The 19,267-nt window shown below is 43.0% G+C and carries 21 protein-coding genes; 16 read left to right on the plus strand and 5 right to left on the minus strand.

Annotation, left to right across the window (positions count from 1 at the left end; genetic code table 11):
• Nucleotides 1-198 precede the first annotated feature (198 nt).
• From mnmG to glmS, 15 genes are all read left to right on the plus strand, one after another.
• The gene (mnmG, locus tag A3738_RS19670) at nucleotides 199-2,097 is read left to right on the plus strand and encodes a tRNA uridine-5-carboxymethylaminomethyl(34) synthesis enzyme MnmG (RefSeq protein WP_068482998.1); all 1,899 of its coding nucleotides are present in this window, start codon (nucleotides 199-201) and stop codon (nucleotides 2,095-2,097) included.
• Nucleotides 2,098-2,099: 2 nt separating this feature from the next.
• Nucleotides 2,100-2,753 carry a 16S rRNA (guanine(527)-N(7))-methyltransferase RsmG gene (gene rsmG / locus A3738_RS19675; protein WP_197472271.1) on the plus strand — a complete coding sequence of 218 codons (654 nt, stop codon included), beginning with the start codon at nucleotides 2,100-2,102 and terminating at the stop codon, nucleotides 2,751-2,753.
• 19 nt (nucleotides 2,754-2,772) lie between these two features.
• A complete protein-coding gene (locus A3738_RS19680) occupies nucleotides 2,773-3,567 on the plus strand; it encodes a ParA family protein (protein ID WP_068482994.1) in 795 nt (264 codons plus the stop codon).
• Nucleotides 3,568-3,578: 11 nt separating this feature from the next.
• Nucleotides 3,579-4,448 (plus strand): ParB/RepB/Spo0J family partition protein, encoded by an 870-nt coding sequence (locus A3738_RS19685; protein ID WP_068482990.1) that lies wholly within the window; start codon nucleotides 3,579-3,581, stop codon nucleotides 4,446-4,448.
• A gap of 91 nt (nucleotides 4,449-4,539) precedes the next feature.
• A complete protein-coding gene (locus A3738_RS19690; protein WP_082878361.1) occupies nucleotides 4,540-5,010 on the plus strand; it encodes an ATP synthase subunit I in 471 nt (156 codons plus the stop codon).
• Nucleotides 5,011-5,052: 42 nt separating this feature from the next.
• The gene (gene atpB, locus A3738_RS19695) at nucleotides 5,053-5,931 is read left to right on the plus strand and encodes a F0F1 ATP synthase subunit A (RefSeq protein ID WP_068482987.1); all 879 of its coding nucleotides are present in this window, start codon (nucleotides 5,053-5,055) and stop codon (nucleotides 5,929-5,931) included.
• Nucleotides 5,932-5,985: 54 nt separating this feature from the next.
• Complete coding sequence (gene atpE, locus A3738_RS19700; RefSeq protein ID WP_068453646.1) at nucleotides 5,986-6,225, plus strand: F0F1 ATP synthase subunit C; 240 nt, start codon at nucleotides 5,986-5,988, stop codon at nucleotides 6,223-6,225.
• A 59-nt stretch (nucleotides 6,226-6,284) separates the two neighbouring features.
• A complete protein-coding gene (locus tag A3738_RS19705) occupies nucleotides 6,285-6,755 on the plus strand; it encodes a F0F1 ATP synthase subunit B (RefSeq protein WP_068482983.1) in 471 nt (156 codons plus the stop codon).
• Between the two features lie 16 nt (nucleotides 6,756-6,771).
• Nucleotides 6,772-7,308: a F0F1 ATP synthase subunit delta gene (locus A3738_RS19710; protein WP_068481440.1), complete on the plus strand. Its 537-nt coding sequence runs from the start codon at nucleotides 6,772-6,774 to the stop codon at nucleotides 7,306-7,308.
• Nucleotides 7,309-7,339: 31 nt separating this feature from the next.
• Complete coding sequence (gene atpA / locus A3738_RS19715; RefSeq protein ID WP_068482980.1) at nucleotides 7,340-8,884, plus strand: F0F1 ATP synthase subunit alpha; 1,545 nt, start codon at nucleotides 7,340-7,342, stop codon at nucleotides 8,882-8,884.
• 58 nt (nucleotides 8,885-8,942) lie between these two features.
• Nucleotides 8,943-9,803, plus strand: a complete 861-nt coding sequence (gene atpG, locus A3738_RS19720; protein ID WP_068482977.1) for a F0F1 ATP synthase subunit gamma — start codon at nucleotides 8,943-8,945, stop codon at nucleotides 9,801-9,803.
• Nucleotides 9,804-9,856: 53 nt separating this feature from the next.
• Entirely contained in the window at nucleotides 9,857-11,254 is a 1,398-nt protein-coding gene (gene atpD / locus A3738_RS19725; RefSeq protein ID WP_068482973.1) for a F0F1 ATP synthase subunit beta, read from the plus strand.
• A gap of 58 nt (nucleotides 11,255-11,312) precedes the next feature.
• The gene (locus tag A3738_RS19730; protein WP_068475520.1) at nucleotides 11,313-11,729 is read left to right on the plus strand and encodes a F0F1 ATP synthase subunit epsilon; all 417 of its coding nucleotides are present in this window, start codon (nucleotides 11,313-11,315) and stop codon (nucleotides 11,727-11,729) included.
• A gap of 131 nt (nucleotides 11,730-11,860) precedes the next feature.
• On the plus strand, nucleotides 11,861-13,228 hold the full coding sequence (gene glmU, locus A3738_RS19735; RefSeq protein ID WP_068483020.1) for a bifunctional UDP-N-acetylglucosamine diphosphorylase/glucosamine-1-phosphate N-acetyltransferase GlmU: 1,368 nt from the start codon (nucleotides 11,861-11,863) through the stop codon (nucleotides 13,226-13,228).
• A 38-nt stretch (nucleotides 13,229-13,266) separates the two neighbouring features.
• Complete coding sequence (gene glmS, locus A3738_RS19740) at nucleotides 13,267-15,099, plus strand: glutamine--fructose-6-phosphate transaminase (isomerizing) (RefSeq protein ID WP_068482970.1); 1,833 nt, start codon at nucleotides 13,267-13,269, stop codon at nucleotides 15,097-15,099.
• On the opposite strand, the gene A3738_RS19745 is transcribed toward glmS, so the two are convergent.
• From A3738_RS19745 to A3738_RS19760, 4 genes are all read right to left on the minus strand, one after another.
• Nucleotides 15,100-16,176: a diguanylate cyclase gene (locus A3738_RS19745; protein ID WP_082878362.1), complete on the minus strand. Its 1,077-nt coding sequence runs from the start codon at nucleotides 16,174-16,176 to the stop codon at nucleotides 15,100-15,102.
• A complete protein-coding gene (locus A3738_RS19750; RefSeq protein WP_068474684.1) occupies nucleotides 16,094-16,570 on the minus strand; it encodes a PAS domain S-box protein in 477 nt (158 codons plus the stop codon). Before A3738_RS19750 ends, A3738_RS19745 begins: the two co-directional genes overlap by 83 nt.
• An 85-nt stretch (nucleotides 16,571-16,655) precedes the next feature.
• Complete coding sequence (locus A3738_RS19755; RefSeq protein ID WP_068482967.1) at nucleotides 16,656-17,258, minus strand: DUF938 domain-containing protein; 603 nt, start codon at nucleotides 17,256-17,258, stop codon at nucleotides 16,656-16,658.
• The gene (locus tag A3738_RS19760; protein ID WP_068482965.1) at nucleotides 17,258-17,707 is read right to left on the minus strand and encodes a hypothetical protein; all 450 of its coding nucleotides are present in this window, start codon (nucleotides 17,705-17,707) and stop codon (nucleotides 17,258-17,260) included. Before A3738_RS19760 ends, A3738_RS19755 begins: the two co-directional genes overlap by 1 nt.
• A 174-nt stretch (nucleotides 17,708-17,881) precedes the next feature.
• Between A3738_RS19760 and A3738_RS19765 the strand changes: the two genes are divergently transcribed.
• On the plus strand, nucleotides 17,882-18,505 hold the full coding sequence (locus A3738_RS19765) for a FlgO family outer membrane protein (RefSeq protein ID WP_082878363.1): 624 nt from the start codon (nucleotides 17,882-17,884) through the stop codon (nucleotides 18,503-18,505).
• Between the two features lie 42 nt (nucleotides 18,506-18,547).
• Here the strand turns inward: A3738_RS19765 and A3738_RS19770 are convergent, their stop codons facing one another.
• Entirely contained in the window at nucleotides 18,548-19,258 is a 711-nt protein-coding gene (locus A3738_RS19770) for a FlgO family outer membrane protein (protein ID WP_068482960.1), read from the minus strand.
• Between the last annotated feature and the right edge of the window lie 9 nt (nucleotides 19,259-19,267).

Consider the following 19,267-nt stretch of genomic DNA (forward strand, 5'->3'; position numbering starts at 1 on the left):
TTATGATGTTTATTTTAAGTCTTATCTCTAAAATTCTGTGGATAACTCTTTGGATAAAAAGCGAATATTTGCAAAAAATCATTTAAGTTCATAGCTTTAGTTAAATTTGATCAAAAAATATACATTTCATTCTGTTAAAGCGAAGCGTGACTCATTATAATTGCGCGCCCTTTTTTATTCCGTTTTTAGAGGTTATTTGTGGAATATCCAAAGCTTTACGATGTCATTGTTATAGGTGGTGGTCATGCTGGTACTGAAGCAGCTCTCGCTTCAGCACGGACAGGCGCGCAAACATTATTGTTGACGCACAATATCGAGACGCTTGGACAAATGTCTTGTAACCCGGCTATAGGCGGCATTGGTAAGAGTCATCTAGTAAAAGAAATTGATGCTCTTGATGGCGCTATGGCGAAAGCGACTGATTTGGCGGGAATACAATTTCGCGTATTGAATAGTCGAAAGGGACCTGCAGTTAGAGCGACGCGCGCTCAAGCAGATAGAATTTTATATAAAGCTGCGATCAGGGATATCCTAGAGAATCAGCCAAACTTAGATATATTCCAGCAAGCTGCTGATGATCTCGTTGTTGAAGGTGATTCCGTAAAAGGTGTGATCACCAATATGGGCTTAACGTTTAGAGCGGAATCGGTCGTACTGACTACGGGAACCTTTTTAGGTGGTGTCATTCACGTTGGCCTAGAAAATCATAGTGGCGGACGTGCCGGAGACCCTCCTTCTATTGCGCTAGCCAATCGTTTGAGAGAGCTGCCTTTCCGTGTCGGTAGATTAAAAACGGGAACGCCTCCTCGTATTGATGCACGAAGTGTAGATTTCAGCGTAATGCAACGCCAGCCAGGCGACTCACCTACTCCCGTCATGTCCTACATGGGGAATGTAGCGCAACATCCGCGTCAAATTGAGTGTTTTATTACACATACCAATGAGCGTACCCATGACATCATTCGTTCAGGCTTTGATCGTTCGCCTATGTTCACAGGTGTGATTGAAGGGACGGGGCCTCGTTACTGCCCATCGATTGAAGATAAGATTAATCGTTTTGCAGACAAAGACACACATCAGATTTTTGTTGAACCTGAAGGTTTAACAACGCATGAATTATATCCAAATGGCATTTCGACCAGCTTGCCTTTCGATATACAGCTCGCTGCCGTGCGTTCTATTGCCGGATTCGAAAATGCGCATATCACGCGTCCAGGATATGCAATCGAGTATGATTATTTTAATCCCCAAGATCTTAAACATACCCTTGAGACGCGCTTTATCGACGGTTTGTATTTTGCCGGACAAATCAATGGCACCACAGGATATGAAGAAGCTGGCGCACAAGGTTTGCTTGCTGGATTAAATGCTGCGTTGCGAGCTAATGGCAAAGAGCAATGGTATCCGCGTCGAGACGAAGCATACATCGGTGTTTTGGTTGACGACTTAATTACCTCAGGTACTTCTGAGCCATATCGTATGTTTACCAGTCGTGCCGAATATCGATTGCTGCTTAGAGAAGATAATGCAGATCTCCGATTGACTGAGATTGGTCGCAATCTTGGTGTTGTTGGCGATGAGCGTTGGTCTTTTTTCCAAGAAAAAACAGAAGCAATTGCGAAAGAGCAAGCCCGAATTAAGAGTACTTGGGTTCAGGCAAACTCAGAGCAAGCAAATAAGTTGAACGATTTATTACCAAACCCGATTTCGCGCGAATACAGCTTGGAAGAATTATTACGCAGACCCGAAATTGGATATAAAAACATTTCTGAATTAGATCCTGAGCACGTTACTCGAGAAGATGTCGCTGAGCAGATAGAAGTTCAGACAAAGTACGCAGGATATATCTCACGTCAACAAGATGAGATAGATAAGCTGCGTAAGAATGAAAATACTGTGATTCCAGATGATTTTGATTATGAACAAGTATCGGGCTTGTCGAATGAAGTGAAGCAAAAGTTGATGACTCAGAAGCCTACAACGATTGCTCAAGCTTCGCGCATTCCTGGCGTAACACCTGCTGCTATCTCACTTGTTCTGGTGTTCATGAAAAAAGCGAGTATGAAGCGCGCAATATCCGTGAAAGAGACGAATTAGTTGTGGGCCAGATTAATACCGAAGGGTTTTCTGAATGTCTGTTAAACGCTGCAGGTGAAATCGGCATAGAGCTAAGTGTTCAGAACGCAGATAAGTTAGTTGAGTATGTTTCACTACTGTATCGATGGAACTCCACCTACAACTTAACAGCGATTCGCGATCCGAAAGAAATGTTGGAGCGCCATATTATTGACTCGTTAAGCGTTGTTCCGTTTATCACTGAGTCAGAAATCATGGATGTGGGTACTGGACCTGGTTTACCTGGTATTCCTCTTGCGCTACTGTTTCCCAATAGCCAATTTACCTTGGTCGATAGCAATATCAAAAAAACGCGATTCTTGACGCAAGCAGCGATTACTCTGGGGTTAAAAAATGTCGAGGTGCTGCATACGCGAATAGAAAAACTTGTTGGTAAGCGTTTTTTCCCCGCCATAATTTCCAGAGCATTTACTGCTGCAGAAAATTTTGCCAGTTTATGTGGCCCTTGTTTATCAGAAAATGGAAAGCTTCTTGCTATGAAAGGAAGCGAAGTGGAAAATGAAGCAAGTGCACTATCGTCAGAGTATGTTTATCAAGATGTGATAAAGCTAACTGTCCCTGGTTGTGATGCACAGCGTCATTTACTTATTATAGAAAAAGCAAAAACATCAAACTAAGTAAGAAATAGGTAAGCCTGTGGCTCAAATCTTTGCAGTAACTAATCAAAAAGGCGGTGTAGGAAAAACGACTACCAGCGTTAATTTAGCCGCGTCTTTGGCAGCGACAAAGCGAAAGATCCTTTTGATTGATCTTGATCCCCAAGGCAATGCGACGATGGGGTGCGGCATTATGAAGAATGAATTAGATCGCACTGTCTATGATTTACTAACGAAAAAAGCCAAATTTGAAGAGGTTGTTGTAGAAACGACACATGGGCAATTTGATGTTTTACCAGCAAATGGCGACTTAGTGGCTGCAGAGGTTGAGTTACTAAATGAAATTGGTCGAGAGCACCGTCTCCGCTTGGGTTTAAACGAAGTACGTACTAACTACGACTTTATTGTTATAGACTGCCCTCCATCATTAAATATGTTGACGGTGAATGCCTTATCCGCAAGTGATGGCGTGATCATACCGATGCAATGCGAATATTACGCATTAGAAGGTTTGGCAGCCCTTATGACTACAATTGAGCAGATTCGTGAAACGATAAACCCTGATTTAAAAATTTCAGGGATTCTACGCACCATGTACGACCCTCGTAATAGTCTAACTAAAGATGTATCAGAGGAGTTAGAAGAGTACTTTGGTGACCAAGTCTACAAGGTAGCGATTCCTCGAAATGTGAGACTAGCAGAAGCTCCTAGCCATGGTATGCCAGCACTGTATTATGATAAATCGTCCAGAGGTGCTCTAGCTTATTTAGCTTTAGCTGGCGAAATCGTTCGACGTTCTAAGAAAAAAACACAGCCTAATTTGATGGCTGTATAAGAGGAAGTAAATTGGCTAAGAAGCGGGTAATCGGTGAAAAAGGGCTTGGAGCTCTTTTGAAAGGCTCAAATGTAGAAGCCTTAAAAAAATCGACTCATGACGAAAAGCATCTTCGAGAGATCCCTGTCGAGTTGATCCAGCGAGGTAAGTATCAGCCACGCCGCGACATGGACCAACAAGCGCTTGAAGAGCTAGCGGAATCGATTCGACAGCAAGGTATTATGCAGCCGATTGTTGTTCGTCCTATCTCAGAGAGTAAGTTTGAGATTATCGCAGGCGAGCGCCGCTGGAGAGCCTCACAAATTGCAGGTTTAGATCGCGTTCCTACAATTGTTCGAGATGTGCCAGACGAAGCTGCTGTAGCTATGGCATTGATCGAAAACATTCAACGTGAAAACTTAAATGCGATGGAAGAGGCAATTGCATTGCAACGTTTGCAAGATGAATTCGATCTTACGCAACAAGAAGTCGCTGAGGCTATTGGCAAATCTCGTTCAACGGTTACAAATTTATTGCGACTGATGAATTTGAACGATGATGTGAAATTAATGCTAGAGCATGGCGACTTAGAAATGGGCCACGGTCGGGCATTGTTAGCGTTAGCCGAAGAAGATCAGTTATCTGCCGCGAATCAAGTAAATAGTCGATCGATGTCAGTTAGACAAACCGAAGCGCTCGTGCGAAAAATGTTAGAAGCGCCAGCGACGAAAAAAGCAACAAAAGCAGAGAAAGACCCCAATATCTTGCGCCTTGAAACAGATCTCTCTGAGAAGCTTGGCGCAAGCATTGATATTGCTCATGGTAAAGGTGGAAAAGGTAAGTTAGTGATTTCGTACAACTCTCTCAATGAGTTAGACGGCATCCTTTCCCACATAAAATAATAAGAACATCGGCTAAACCGTTAATGGGCAACGAAAAAACTTTATAACGAAAATTATCAATCTAACTTTAATTCGCACTGCCAAGTGTTGAATGGTAGGGGTATTTACCATACAATTGCCGCGCTTTTTTATAGTGCGGAAAAGAACCGTTTTAGGGCATCGTATTCGCTGTTCGCCCAATAAATATTTGGAGTTGAAAATTAAAAAGCCACCATTGATCCAATATTTTGGAATTCAGTGCTTGGTCATGGCCGTTTCAGTCATCAGTTTTTACCTGATTTCTGGTGAGAATAGTGCCTTGTCAGCCTTTATAGGAAGTGTGGTTTTTATTATTCCTCAGCAATATTTTGCATTTAAGTCCTTCAGATATATGGGGGCAAGAGCAGCGGCCAAAACAGTTCAGAGCTTTTACAGTGCGGAAAGTTCCAAATTGCTATTAATCGCAATGGGATTTGCTCTGGCATTTAGTTTTTATAAAGAAGTAGATGTATTTGCGTTAATGACGACTTTTATTGTGCTCGTCTTAACTAATGGGATCTATCCGCTGTTAACAGCCAAATAGACCTTAAACAAGTTTCTTAAAAGTAAGTGTAGGCCCTTAACTATGGCAGGTGAAAACCCAACAACTACCGAGTATATCCAGCACCACTTAACCAATCTCACGTATGGTAAGTTGCCCGCTGGTTATGAACGTTACGATGGTACTGTTTTAGAAGCAGATACTTGGACAATGGCGCACGGCTCAGCAGAAGCTTCTGCTATGGGCTTTAATGCGTTTCACGTGGACAGTTTGGCATGGTCTTTTGGACTAGGTGTCATTTTCTGCGCGTTGTTCGCTCTCGTAGCAAAATCTGTAACTTCTGGTGTTCCAGGACGTCTTCAAAACTTTGTTGAGATTATCGTTGAATTTATCGACAACAATGTTAAAGACATGTTCCATGGTTGTAATCCTTTGGTTGCTCCGCTTGCTCTAACGATTTTCGTTTGGGTATTCCTCATGAACTTGATGGACCTTGTTCCAGTGGACGTTGTTCCTTCGTTGATGATGGCCTTAGGTGTTGAGTACCACAAAATTGTTCCGTCTACGGACCCTAACATCACGTTAGGCATGGCGGTCGCTGTCTTTATCTTGATGCTGTACTACTCAATCAAGATCAAAGGTCTGGGTGGATTTGTTAAAGAATTGACAATGCATCCATTCAATCACTGGTTATTTATCCCAGTAAACTTGTTCATGGAACTGGTTGGTTTGTTGGCAAAACCTTTCTCTTTAGGTTTGCGACTATTCGGTAACATGTATGCAGGCGAAATGATCTTTATTTTGATCGCCGTTATGTACAGCGCGGGACTATTCTTTGGTCTGTTTGGTGGCTTCTTACAACTAGGTTGGGCGATTTTCCATATTCTAGTTATCACTCTTCAGGCGTTCATATTTATGGTTTTAACCGTGGTTTACTTGAGCATGGCTCACGAAGACCACTAAACGAGTTTTACTCACTTCATTTTTAAATTGAAATCTAAAAGATAGGAGAAAAAAATGGAACTAGTAATCATTGCAGCTGCAATTATGCTTGGTTTGGGTGCACTTGGTGCAGCAGTAGGTATGGGTCTTCTAGGCGGCCGTTTGCTTGAAGGCACAGCGCGTCAGCCAGAGCTTGGCCCAATGCTACAAGGTAAGATGTTCTTACTTGCTGGTTTGATCGATGCTATTCCAATCATCGGTGTTGGTATTGCTATGTACTTGATCTTCGTAGTTGCTCCAGGTGTTGGTGCTTAATCCATTAAGGTTTAAGTATTTCTGACTAAGTAAACCGGCAACAAAGCGAGGTTATTGGTGTGAATCTTAATTACACACTTATAGGACAAATAATCTTCTTCGCTGTTTTCGTGTTGTTCTGCATGAAATATGTATGGCCGCCAATCATGGCTGCCATGCAAGAGCGTGAAAAGAAGATTTCCGATGGTTTAGCTGCAGCTGACCGTGCTTCAAAAGATTTGGAACTTGCTCAACAAAAAGCAGATGAAGAATTGAAAGAAGCAAAAACTAAAGCAGCTGAGCTTATTGAGCAAGCGAACAAGCGTGCTAGCCAAATCGTTGACGAGGCTAAAGAAACTGCAAAAACTGAAGGCGATCGTCTTCTGAATGCAGCGCAAGCAGAAATTGAGCAAGAAAAGAATCGTGTACGTGAAGAACTACGTGCAGAAGTATCAGCAGTTGCATTAGCAGGTGCAGAGAAGATTCTTGGCGCAGAAATCGATGCAAGCAAGCACAGCGCGTTACTAGACCAGCTTGCCTCTGAAATTTAACTATTGAGAGTGGATGATGGCAGAGTCAATCACGATTGCCCGACCTTACGCTAAAGCTTCATTTGAAGCAGCAAAAGCAACTGATAGCCTTGACGTTTGGTCAAGTATGCTAGCTGCAGCTTCTGCGGTAGCGAAGGAAGAGAATATGGTTGTTGTTCTCGATCACCCTGCACTAACTAGCAAAGCGAAAGCCGATACATTTTGTGATGTATGCGGCGATGCTTTGAATCAAGAAGCGCGTAACCTGATTCACGTATTATCAGAAAACAATCGCATTGCATTGTTGCCTGAGATTTCAGAGTTATTCGAAGCTTTTAAAGCGCAACTTGAGCAGTCAGTAGACGTAGAAGTAGAAAGTGCATACGACTTGGGTAGTGAACAACAAGAGAAGCTGGCACAAGCATTGAGCAAGAAACTAGATCGTAAAGTAAACCTATCAACAACGACCAATGAGTCATTGTTAGGTGGCGCAATTATTCGCGCGAACGACCTAGTTATTGATGCATCTGTGAAAGGCAAATTAGCCAAACTTGCAGAAGCAGTAAGTGCTTAGGTAGCGGATTCAGATTTGAGGATTTAAAAGCATGCAACAGCTAAACCCAGCTGAAATCAGCGAAATCATTAAGAAGCGCATCGAGCAGCTCGATGTTTCTTCTGAAGCCCAAAACGAGGGCACGATCGTCAGCGTATCTGACGGTATCGTTCTAGTTCATGGTCTTGCCGAAGTAATGTACGGTGAGATGGTTGAATTTGAAAACGGTGTTTACGGTATGGCGCTTAACCTTGAGCGTGATTCTGTAGGTGTCGTTGTATTAGGTGACTACAATGGCCTAGCAGAAGGTCAGAAAGTACGTTGTACTGGTCGTATTTTGGAAGTGCCAATCGGTGAAGCGCTTCTCGGCCGTGTTGTTGACGCACTTGGTAACCCAATCGATGGCAAAGGTCCTATCGAAACAAACATGACGGCTCCTATCGAAGTCGTTGCACCAGGCGTAATCGCGCGTAAGTCTGTTGACGAGCCAGTTCAAATCGGTCTTAAGTCAATTGACTCAATGGTGCCAATCGGTCGTGGTCAGCGTGAGTTGATTATCGGTGACCGTCAAACAGGTAAAACTGCGATTGCAATTGATGCAATCATCAACCAAAAAGGTACAGGCGTTAAGTGCATCTACGTAGCGGTTGGTCAGAAGCAGTCTTCTATCGCAGCAGTAGTACGTAAGCTTGAAGAGCACGGTGCAATGGATCACACCATCATCGTTGCGGCGGGTGCAGCAGATCCAGCAGCAATGCTTTTCTTAGCGCCATACGCTGGTACTACAATGGGTGAATACTTCCGTGACCGTGGTCAGGATGCATTGATCGTATTTGATGATTTGACTAAGCAAGCTTGGGCATACCGTCAAATTTCATTGCTTCTTCGTCGTCCACCAGGTCGTGAAGCATATCCTGGTGACGTATTCTACTTGCACTCACGTCTTCTAGAGCGTGCATCGCGAGTTAGTGAAGAGTACGTAGAGCAGTTCACTAATGGTGAAGTTAAAGGCCAAACAGGTTCTTTGACAGCGCTACCAGTTATCGAAACACAAGGTGGTGACGTATCTGCATTCGTACCCACTAACGTAATTTCGATCACTGATGGTCAGATCTTCCTAGAAACTAACCTATTTAACGCTGGTATTCGTCCAGCGATGAACGCAGGTATTTCGGTATCTCGTGTAGGTGGTGCAGCTCAGACCAAAATTATTAAGAAACTTGGCGGTAACGTCCGTCTAGCACTTGCTCAATATCGTGAGCTTGCAGCGTTTGCTCAGTTTGCTTCTGACCTTGACGAAGCAACTCGTAAGCAATTGGAGCACGGTCAACGTGTAACAGAGCTCATGAAGCAGAAGCAGTATAGCCCGCAGAGCGTTGCTGAAATGGGTGTTGTACTTTACGCAGCCAATGAAGGTTTCCTTGATGATGTACCAGTGAACAAAGTTGTAGCATTTGAAGAAGCATTGCTTTCTTACATGAACGCTGAACAAGCTGATCTTATGAATAAGATCAATGAGAAAGGCGACTACAACAATGATATCGCAGACGGTATCAAGAGTTCTTTGGAGACATTTAAGTCTACCCAAACTTGGTAATTAGATGGGCTTGCCCGTTTAATCGAGTTTTTTAATCAGACTTTATAGGCAACTAACAATGGCCGTTGGTAAAGAAATACGAAATCAAATCTCTAGCGTTAAAAGTACGCAAAAGATTACTAGTGCAATGCAAATGGTTGCAGCTAGTAAAATGCGTAAAGCGCAAGAGCGTATGAGCCAGGGCAAACCGTACGCTGAGAAAATTCGTGCGGTTGTTAGCCACCTGGCAAATGCAACCCCAGAATATCATCACTTATATCTGAAAGATCGTGATGTTAAACGTGTAGGTTATATCGTTGTATCTACTGACCGCGGTTTATGTGGCGGCTTGAACGTTAATTTGTTCAAGAAAACACTAGCCGATATGAAGACATGGGCTGATCAAGAAGTCGAAGTGGACATTTGTGCCGTCGGCCAAAAGGCAATCTCATTCTTCAAAAGTTACGGCGGAAACGTAGTAGCGGCAGTTAGCGGTTTAGGTGAAGAACCTTCTGCGCATGAGTTGATTGGATCAATTAAAGTGATGCTTGACGCTTATGACGAAGGCAAGATCGACCGTCTTTATGTTGTATACAACGAATTTGTGACCACCATGACGCAGCAAGCTGAGTTACATCAGTTGCTACCTTTGAAGGCTTCTGGAGAAGAAGAGCTTCAACATCATTGGGACTACATTTACGAGCCCGACGCAAAAGCTTTGCTCGACGGATTATTGACTCGTTTTATCGAATCTCAGGTGTATCAGGGCGTTGTGGAAAACGCAGCATGTGAACAAGCAGCACGTATGATTGCAATGAAGGCCGCTACGGATAACGCGGGCGAAATGATCAACGAGTTGCAACTGGTTTACAACAAAGCACGTCAGGCAGCAATCACTCAAGAAATTTCTGAGATTGTTAGCGGTGCAGCTGCAGTTTAGCGCACAGCGATTAAGAGATTGATAAAGAATATATTTTTAACGAGGAACCGAACATGAGTAGCGGAAGTATCGTACAAATCATTGGGGCGGTAATCGACGTCGAATTCGCGCGCGATTCAGTACCTAATGTATATGATGCGTTGACTGTTGACGGTGGCGAAACCACTCTCGAAGTTCAACAGCAACTAGGTGATGGTGTCGTTCGTACCATCGCAATGGGTAGCACAGAAGGTCTTAAGCGTGGCCTTAATGTAGCAAACACTGGCGCTCCAATTTCTGTACCAGTAGGTACTGAAACACTGGGTCGTATCATGGACGTACTTGGTCGACCAATCGATGAGCGCGGTGAAATCGGTGAACAAGAGCGTATGCCTATTCACCGTAAAGCTCCTACTTACGCTGAGCAAGCGGCAAGTGCAGAGCTTCTAGAAACAGGTATCAAAGTAATCGACTTAGTTTGTCCATTCGCTAAGGGTGGTAAAGTTGGTCTGTTTGGTGGTGCCGGTGTTGGTAAGACCGTTAACATGATGGAACTTATCAACAACATCGCACTTAAGCACTCTGGTCTTTCAGTATTCGCAGGTGTTGGTGAGCGTACTCGTGAGGGTAACGACTTCTACCACGAGATGCAGGAAGCGGGCGTTGTTAACTTAGAGACTCCTACAGACTCTAAAGTAGCAATGGTTTACGGCCAGATGAATGAGCCACCAGGAAACCGTCTGCGTGTAGCGCTAACTGGTTTGACGATGGCTGAGAAGTTCCGTGACGAAGGCAAAGACGTTCTACTATTCGTAGACAACATTTACCGTTACACACTTGCAGGTACTGAAGTATCAGCACTTCTAGGTCGTATGCCTTCAGCGGTAGGTTACCAGCCAACACTAGCAGAAGAGATGGGGGTTCTTCAGGAACGTATCACTTCTACTAAGACTGGTTCGATCACTTCTATCCAAGCGGTATACGTACCGGCGGATGACTTGACTGACCCATCACCAGCAACAACGTTCTCTCACTTGGACGCAACGGTTGTATTGAGCCGTGACATCGCTTCTAAGGGTATCTACCCAGCGATTGACCCACTTGACTCAACTTCACGTCAGTTGGATCCATTAGTAATCGGTAACGAGCACTATGAAGTTGCTCGTGGTGTTCAAACAGTTCTTCAGCGTTATGCAGAATTGAAAGACATCATCGCGATTCTTGGTATGGACGAGCTTTCTGAAGAAGATAAGCAAACTGTTGCACGTGCTCGTAAGATTGAGCGTTTCTTGTCGCAGCCTTTCCACGTTGCTGAAGTATTTACTGGTTCTCCTGGTAAGTATGTGTCTCTTGCAGATACTATCCGTGGTTTCCAAGGCATTCTTAACGGTGAGTTCGATGACCTTCCAGAACAGGCGTTCTACATGGTTGGTTCTATCGATGAAGCGATCGAGAAAGCGAAGGACATGTAATCTGAGTTATTAGTGTCGTGATAATTATTACGACACTGATTTCTACCGGAGAAGACCTATGGGTACAACTGTACAATGCGACATCGTAAGCTGCGAAGAACAGCTTTTTTCTGGCTCTGTTGAGCTAGTGATTGCGTCAGGTGAGTCTGGTGATTTAGGTATCGCTCCAGGCCACGCAGCGTTGATGACTAGTCTTAAACCTGGTCCAGTACGCGTCGTTAAAGAAGGCGGTGAAGAAGAGGTTTTCTATGTCACTGGTGGTTACCTTGAGGTACAACCAAACGTAGTAACTGTTCTTTCAGATACTGCTCAACGTGCTGATCACATCGATGAAGCGGCCGCCCTTGAAGCGAAAGCTGAAGCGGAACGTGAATTTGCTAACTTAAAAGGCGACATGGACTATAACCGTGTTGCTTTGCAGCTAGCAGAAGCGACAGCTCGTTTGAGAGCGGTACAATACATTCGTAGAAAGTAATTTTCAGCGAGTGCTAAAAAGGCAGCTATAAGGCTGCCTTTTTTATTTAAGAAAAAATAATTGTGAGCGGATCAAAGTTTAAAGTTCACGCTACACTTAATTTTATTAACTAGAAAATCATGGAAGTGGTTATGGATTTACATGTTGTAGTATTGGCCGCGGGAAAGGGCTCTAGAATGAAGTCTGCAAAACCAAAAGTTTTGCACGAATTGGCCGGAAAGCCGATGCTTGAACACGTTTTAGATACGGCACAACGGTTAAATCCAACAAGTCTTCATGTAGTAATCGGACATGGGGCTGATCAAGTACAGAAAGCATTTTCTAATTCTCCATTTCCAATCAATTGGGTTCAGCAAACCGAGCAACTTGGGACAGGTCACGCCGTGGCTCAGGCTGCTGTTAACATAACTTCCGATTCCAAAGTACTCGTATTGTACGGCGATGTGCCACTAATTGGTGTAGATTCGCTTACTGAGCTAGTAGAGATGGCTGATGAAGAAACGCTTGCGCTACTTACTATCGAGCTAGCCGATCCAACAGGTTATGGTCGAATCGTTCGTAATATCGCGCAAGAAGTAACTGCGATTGTCGAGCAAAAAGATGCAACTGACGAACAGCTAGCGATCCAAGAAGTAAATACAGGATTCATGGCATTCAGTTCGAATAATATGAATGTATGGCTTCCACAACTTAGGGCTGATAATGCACAAGCAGAATACTACCTGACTGACTTTGTTGCTTTAGCGGTTAATCAAGGAAAAGAAGTTGAAGCGTGTTTTCCGAATTCTCCAGAAGAAGTTCAAGGCGTAAATGATCGCTTACAACTGTGTGAACTTGAATGTTGGTATCAATCCCAACTTGGTGAAGCCTTGTTAAGAAACGGCGTGAGCCTATTTGATCCAAACCGTATTGATATCCGTGGTACTTTGGCCTGTGGTCAAGACGTAACAATCGATTTAAATTGTATCTTTGAAGGCAATGTTTCAATAGAAGCCAACGTTTCAATAGGTCCTAATTGCTTGATTAAAAACACTACTATTGCCTCAGGTACGGTTATCAAAGCGAATTCAGTCATCGAGGACTCTATTGTTGGATCGGATTGCGATATTGGCCCCTATGCTCGACTCCGCCCCGGAACTAAGCTTTCTGACAACGCTAAAATCGGTAATTTTGTCGAAACGAAGAAAACAAATATTGGCGAAGGTTCGAAAGTGAATCACTTGAGCTATATCGGAGACGCAGAGATTGGCGCGGGTGTAAATATCGGTGCAGGCACGATCACCTGTAACTATGACGGTGTAAACAAATACCAAACAGAACTTGGCGATGATGTGTTTATTGGTTCGAACTCGTCTCTCGTCGCCCCAGTAAAAATTGAGAAGGGTGCAACGGTAGGTGCAGGTTCTGTCGTGACAAAAAATGTCGATGAGCATCAACTCGCTGTAGCGCGAGGTAAGCAAGTAAATATTTCCAATTGGAAAAAACCAACGAAAGACTAGGTTTTCTCAAGGAACGAGTATAAATAAGGGTTTCAAGTATGTGTGGCATTGTAGGAGCGATTGCTCAGCGTGACGTGGCTAATATCTTAGTCGAGGGTTTACGCCGCTTAGAGTATCGAGGTTATGACTCTGCAGGTGTATCTGTGTTATCTCAAGACGGAGAATTTCAACGTGTACGTCGTGTCGGTAAAGTGAAAGCATTAGCCGACGCGCTAACAGAAACTCCTTGCTTAGGTGGTACTGGCATCGCACATACCCGTTGGGCAACACACGGTGAGCCTAATGAACAAAACGCCCATCCACACACATCAAGTAACGAAATTACCGTCGTACATAACGGGATTATCGAAAACTATTTGGACCTAAAAAAAACGCTCATTGGATTAGGGTATATTTTTACGTCCGATACCGATACCGAAGTAATTGCCCATCTTATTCATCATGAACGCAAAACTAGTTCCACTCTTCTAGAAGCATTCCGTCAAGCCATTCGTCAGCTAGTCGGTGCATATGGAACCGTGGCAATGGAAACAGCAGATCCAGATAGATTGGTCGCAGCGCGTTCTGGTAGCCCACTCGTCATTGGTTATGGCATTGGAGAAAATTTCTTAGCGTCCGATCAGCTAGCATTACTTCCCGTTACGAATAGATTTGCCTTTCTTGAAGAAGGAGACATTGCTGAGCTAACTCGCCACAGCGTAACAATTTTTGATCTCAACGATGAACAAGTTGAGCGGGAAGTAAGCGAATCAGATATAACGCATGACGCTGGAGATAAGGGTAAATTCAAACACTACATGCTGAAGGAAATTTATGAGCAGCCTGTCGCTTTGAAGAATACTTTAAATGGACGCGTTGAAAACGGTGCAGTGTTAGCGAGTGCTTTCGGTAACAATGCTAAAGAAATTTTAAAGGATATTGATCACGTTCAGATCATTGCATGTGGCACGAGCTACCATAGTGGTATGGTCGCACGATATTGGTTTGAGCAATACGCTGGCGTGTCTTGTAATGTCGAAATCGCTTCTGAGTTCCGTTACCGCAAATCGTTTGTTTATAACAATGCTTTAATCGTAACTATCTCTCAGTCTGGAGAAACAGCAGATACGCTAGCGGCCCTGCGTTTAGCGAAAGAACTCGGTTATAAATCGAGTCTCACTATCTGTAATGTTCCTGGTTCATCTCTAGTACGTGAATCAGATCTTGCTTACATGATGGAGGCCGGTGTTGAAATCGGTGTCGCTTCTACAAAAGCATTTACAGTTCAATTAGCTGGTTTACTTCTGTTAGTCGCAGCGATTGGAAAACATAAAGCGCTTAACCCAGACCAAGAAAAAGAGATCGTATCGGCACTACAATCGTTACCGAGTAAAATTGACCAAGCTTTAGAGATGGATGCGCAGATTAAACTGCTCGCTGAAGATTTCGCAGATAAACATCATAGTCTGTTCTTGGGTCGTGGAGATCAATATCCGATTGCAATGGAAGGTGCGTTAAAGCTTAAAGAGATCTCGTATATCCATGCAGAGGCCTACGCTGCAGGAGAGTTAAAACACGGTCCATTAGCACTTATTGATGCCGATATGCCGGTGATTGTGGTGTCACCTGATAACGATCTTATGGAAAAGCTTCATTCAAACGTGGAAGAGGTACGTGCTCGCGGTGGCTTGATGTATGTCTTCGCAGATAAGGCATCTAAGTTTGAAAGTGATGCAACAATGAAAGTATTAGATGTACCGCATTGTGACGACACAATCGCTCCGATTCTCTACAGTGTGCCTTTGCAACTACTAAGTTATTATGTCGCAGTGATTAAAGGTACGGATGTAGATCAGCCGAGAAATTTGGCGAAGTCTGTAACGGTAGAATAGTTATGTTAGGTGGGCTGATTTGTCCTCACTTAGATTAGTTACCGCATCAAAAACATGAATAATTGATTGCTCATCGATCATATGAATGTCTTGCGTTTGAACATCCGATACTAGCTTATCAAAGGCATCGGATGTGCCATTAAGTGTGACGATTGGCATCTGTGACCAGTCTTTAAAATACCGATCCGTGATCTTATCAAGATACAGTAACTGTATATTTTGATGCCTGTTGTCTTTTTTGACTCGCTCGAAGCATTTCTCTAAATGCACTTTTTCCCCTTCTAGACGCTGAAGAAAGTGTTCTCCTTTTAGCAGCAATTTACCTGTAATGTGTTGCTTTGAATTATTGATTTCAGATTTTTCTTTAATCTGATTAAGGACATCCAATATGCCTTCTTTAGACACTAATGATTCACTGATATACGTCAGTGAATATAGTTGTTTACAGGTTTTGTCCGCTTCATTGGGTTCGAGTGTGTGAGATATATCAGATCGACCGTTAGCATCACGTAACTTTTCTCTATACATCGCACGGTCTGCATGCTGTATTAGAGACGTGTAGTCTTTCCCGTCAGCAGGAAATGTTGTTGCACTGATCGAAATAGAGTAATCTTCATAAGCAATATTTTTACTTAGCTCACTCGCATACCTTGCGGTAATGAATTTTAGTTTTGAGTTGTTTTTCAACTCAGATATGACAACCACGAACTCATCACCACCGATTCGAGCACATAAGTCTTCTTGACGAGTTAAAGCACTGATTCGTTTTGCGATGCTCTTGAGTACTGCTTCCCCTGCCTCATGCCCGTGTAGATCATTAATTGGTTTGAAGTTGTTCAGGTCAATAAACAAGATTGCGAACAAACGGTTTGATCTATGTGAACTACTGATGAGCATGTTCACGAATTCTTCGAGTTTGCGTCTTGTAGATAAGCCCGTTAACTGATCATGCGTCGCTTCCTTGACCAGCTTTTCGCACAGCGAAACTTCTTTGCTAATGTCGCGCTTTGACTTCCCGGCCGATACCAATGATTTTAGTATCCCCTGTATCAAGGTAATTTTGAATATATTGATCATGATGTTTAGCTAAGTTGTCAGCCATGAGCATGCTGACATTCTTATCTAAAAGTTCTTCTTCGCTATACCCCAATAATCGAGAGCAGCTTGGGTTTATTTGCGTAATTTTTCCTCGTTCATCAATGATGATCAATGCGTCTACGATCGTTTGTAAGATCGCTTGTTGTTCACGTTTATACTTAGTGAGTTCTGCGCCTTGCTCAGTTGATTTTGTAAGAGAGCCCTTCGTAAAGGAACGCTTGACAAGAAAGAATAAAATGAGATGGCAAATGACCACGCTAGCGATAGCCACGTATAACAAGTTCGTGCCTAAAACGTGATGAGCTGCAACAAGCAGGCAAGTAACCGCGACGGTACTAAGAATGAGTAAATGCTTGATGCGTTTCAAAAACATATAACAGTTTTTCTGAGGATGAAGTCCTACTAGCGTAGTCGATAATTACTAATCTATTGTTCTACTGAGCCGAATAATAATGCAGTTAATCTCGAGCTTTCCAAACTAATAAACGGTTGTTGGCTGGCATGGCATAATCTGCTAAGAGACTTAAATCATGGTCTTCAGCAAGTTGGTTGATCGTTTCAAAATCTCGAATTCCCATATGTTCACCCTGCTCTTTCAACCACACATCAAATTGAGCATTGCTATCACTGGTGTAACTGCCGTTGTAATTAAAAGGGCCGTAAACAAATACCATTCCTTTGTCATTAAGAAGTGATGGCAACAAGCTGAAAAATGCTTCAACTTCACTCCCGCTCATTATATGCAGTGTATTTGCAGTAAATACATAATCGTAGCGGTCGACCAATAGTTTTGGGTTAAATGAATTAACGTCTAGCTCGAATGGCGGAAGGAAGTTTTCGTGTTTGGACTCACTGACCCACTCTTCAATACCATCGTGGTACTCAACGCGGTCACTTGTTTGCCAAATTAGTGACGAAAACTTGCCTGACATATAAGCGCCGTGTTGCCCAGTGCCAGAGCCAATTTCGAGTAGATGGCCGCCTTGATCAACATAGGCTGATAGTGTGTCGCTAATGACGGCTTTGTTGTTTTCGCAAGACTGGGAAAAAGGTTTTGGCATTAAGGTCGCTCTACGGTCGTGGTTTTAATCTCAAGAGTCCGGCCCGTGTCATATACAAATTGCTCTTCTATAAAAGGGCTCGGTGTTTCGGGGAATGCATTCTGTTCTGCGTCTTGCCCTTTTCGGGTTTCTGTTTCTTCTCGTTCGATTTTCTTTTGTGATTCCTCGCGTTCTGCTACGCGTTCATATGCAGGTTTATCAGTCCCCTCACCGGAAAACTCGACACTCGTTTTGAGCGCACCAGCGATGGCTGCATCGGAGAGTTCTGGATTGTCGATAGACTCAAGCGACACGGTATCGATTGTTGATTTGGGTGTGAAGGTGAAGTCAAAATCGAACTCTTCATCGAAGCTTTCGTTGAAGTCGTCAAAACTGCCGAACTCACTATCCTCTGACAAGGCAACATTTTGTATGCTAAGGATGATCAAAAAGCAGAATAAACGAGTCATTATGTTCAATTCTATCTGTAGCTAGAAAATTTCAATCATAACAATTGTTGTCACGAGATGTTGAGGTACTCTCATGTTATTGGGTAGTGATATGGCGTATTACTTGCTTTTTGTGAAGACGATATATTATCGCGGAAGTATTTTTCCGTTCAAAAATTACATGGCATAGAAATTATGAAACCGTCTTACTTATTACCCGTTTTGCTTGTGACCGTATTAACGGCGTGTAGTTCAACTAATAATAGTGCACAAAACAATGAAGGCTTATGCGAAAGTAGTACCGGCGACTCCTATCCATGTGATGATTTAGAGATTCCTCAAACGGGCGCGAGTGATGGCGATTTTAGCTATGACACTGGTGGTGCTAATTTCAGGTTGTTACATGAGTATACTGAGCAAATGGCTGGTAATTTGTACGATGATTTAGAGGGAGCTAAATTAAACGGCCTTATTTTGGTTGCGTCATTTGTATACTTTGATACGACTTTGCAAAAGACGAGTTATCTAGGAAATCAGCTTGCGGAATATTTTATTAATGATCTTCAGGCACTTGGGCTTCCTGTTAGTGATCATAAACTGAGAGCAACGATTCAAGTGAATGAGCTTGGAGATTTCGCATTGTCGCGTGATTTAGATGAGTTGAATCCAAACTTAGTGATTGAATATGTTCTTACCGGCACACTCGTGCAAAGTGAGCGAGGCGTTGTGGTGAATGCACGTATTACGCATCACAAGACGAATAAGGTCGTTGCATCGACATCAAAGTTTTTGCCAAATATTGTTGTAGCGAATCTATAAGATCATTAATACTTGTCGAAGAATTTTCGGTGAGCGCAAAACTTAACCGCCTGTAACATGAATCGTTGGAGCTTGATGCCCTCGGGCATTATCCAATATGGCTTGACTTGCTTCTCTAGAAATAAATGCTTGAGCTGAAGAAACAACGGCTTTTGAACTAACGCCGATAATGCGTGCATTTACTATATATCCGCCTTGTTGTTGGGCTAAGGTGCCTGCGATAACAAACTGAATTGGAAGATTTTCAGCAAGTTTGTTCGGATCTTTACTGAAGAAAAAATCACCTGAGTTGGTTACCTGAATATCACTGGTAGATTTGAAATCAATGACAGGAATACCAAATTTGTTCACTTCATGTATGAGTGATTCTGATATTTGTAAGCCAAGTAAATTTGTTTCTTGATAGTTGCTGTCGAGCAATACAAAGGAACTAACTGCGATGGGGGTTTTGTCATTGACGAAACTTAGATTAGCCATCAAATCTTGCATTAAGCCGCGAACAAAATAGTTTACGTCTTTATGTAAAAGCTTGATTGGATGAGGTGTGCCTTCTGTAGCTTTGGTTCGCTGCCCTAAATGTTCTTGTTGCTCTTCACTAAATGAAACGCTGGCTTGTGTTGATGGCGATAATGTTGAGGTCTCTTCATCTTTTGTTTCTACTTCATCAGTATTTGCAATGGCTACAGATTGGCTGAGAGTGAGTAAACCAACACATAAGTGCTTTGAAAGAAAGCGTGGAAGAATGAGTCGCATATCTGTTAT

The sequence above is a fragment of the Oleiphilus sp. HI0066 genome (assembly GCF_001635725.1).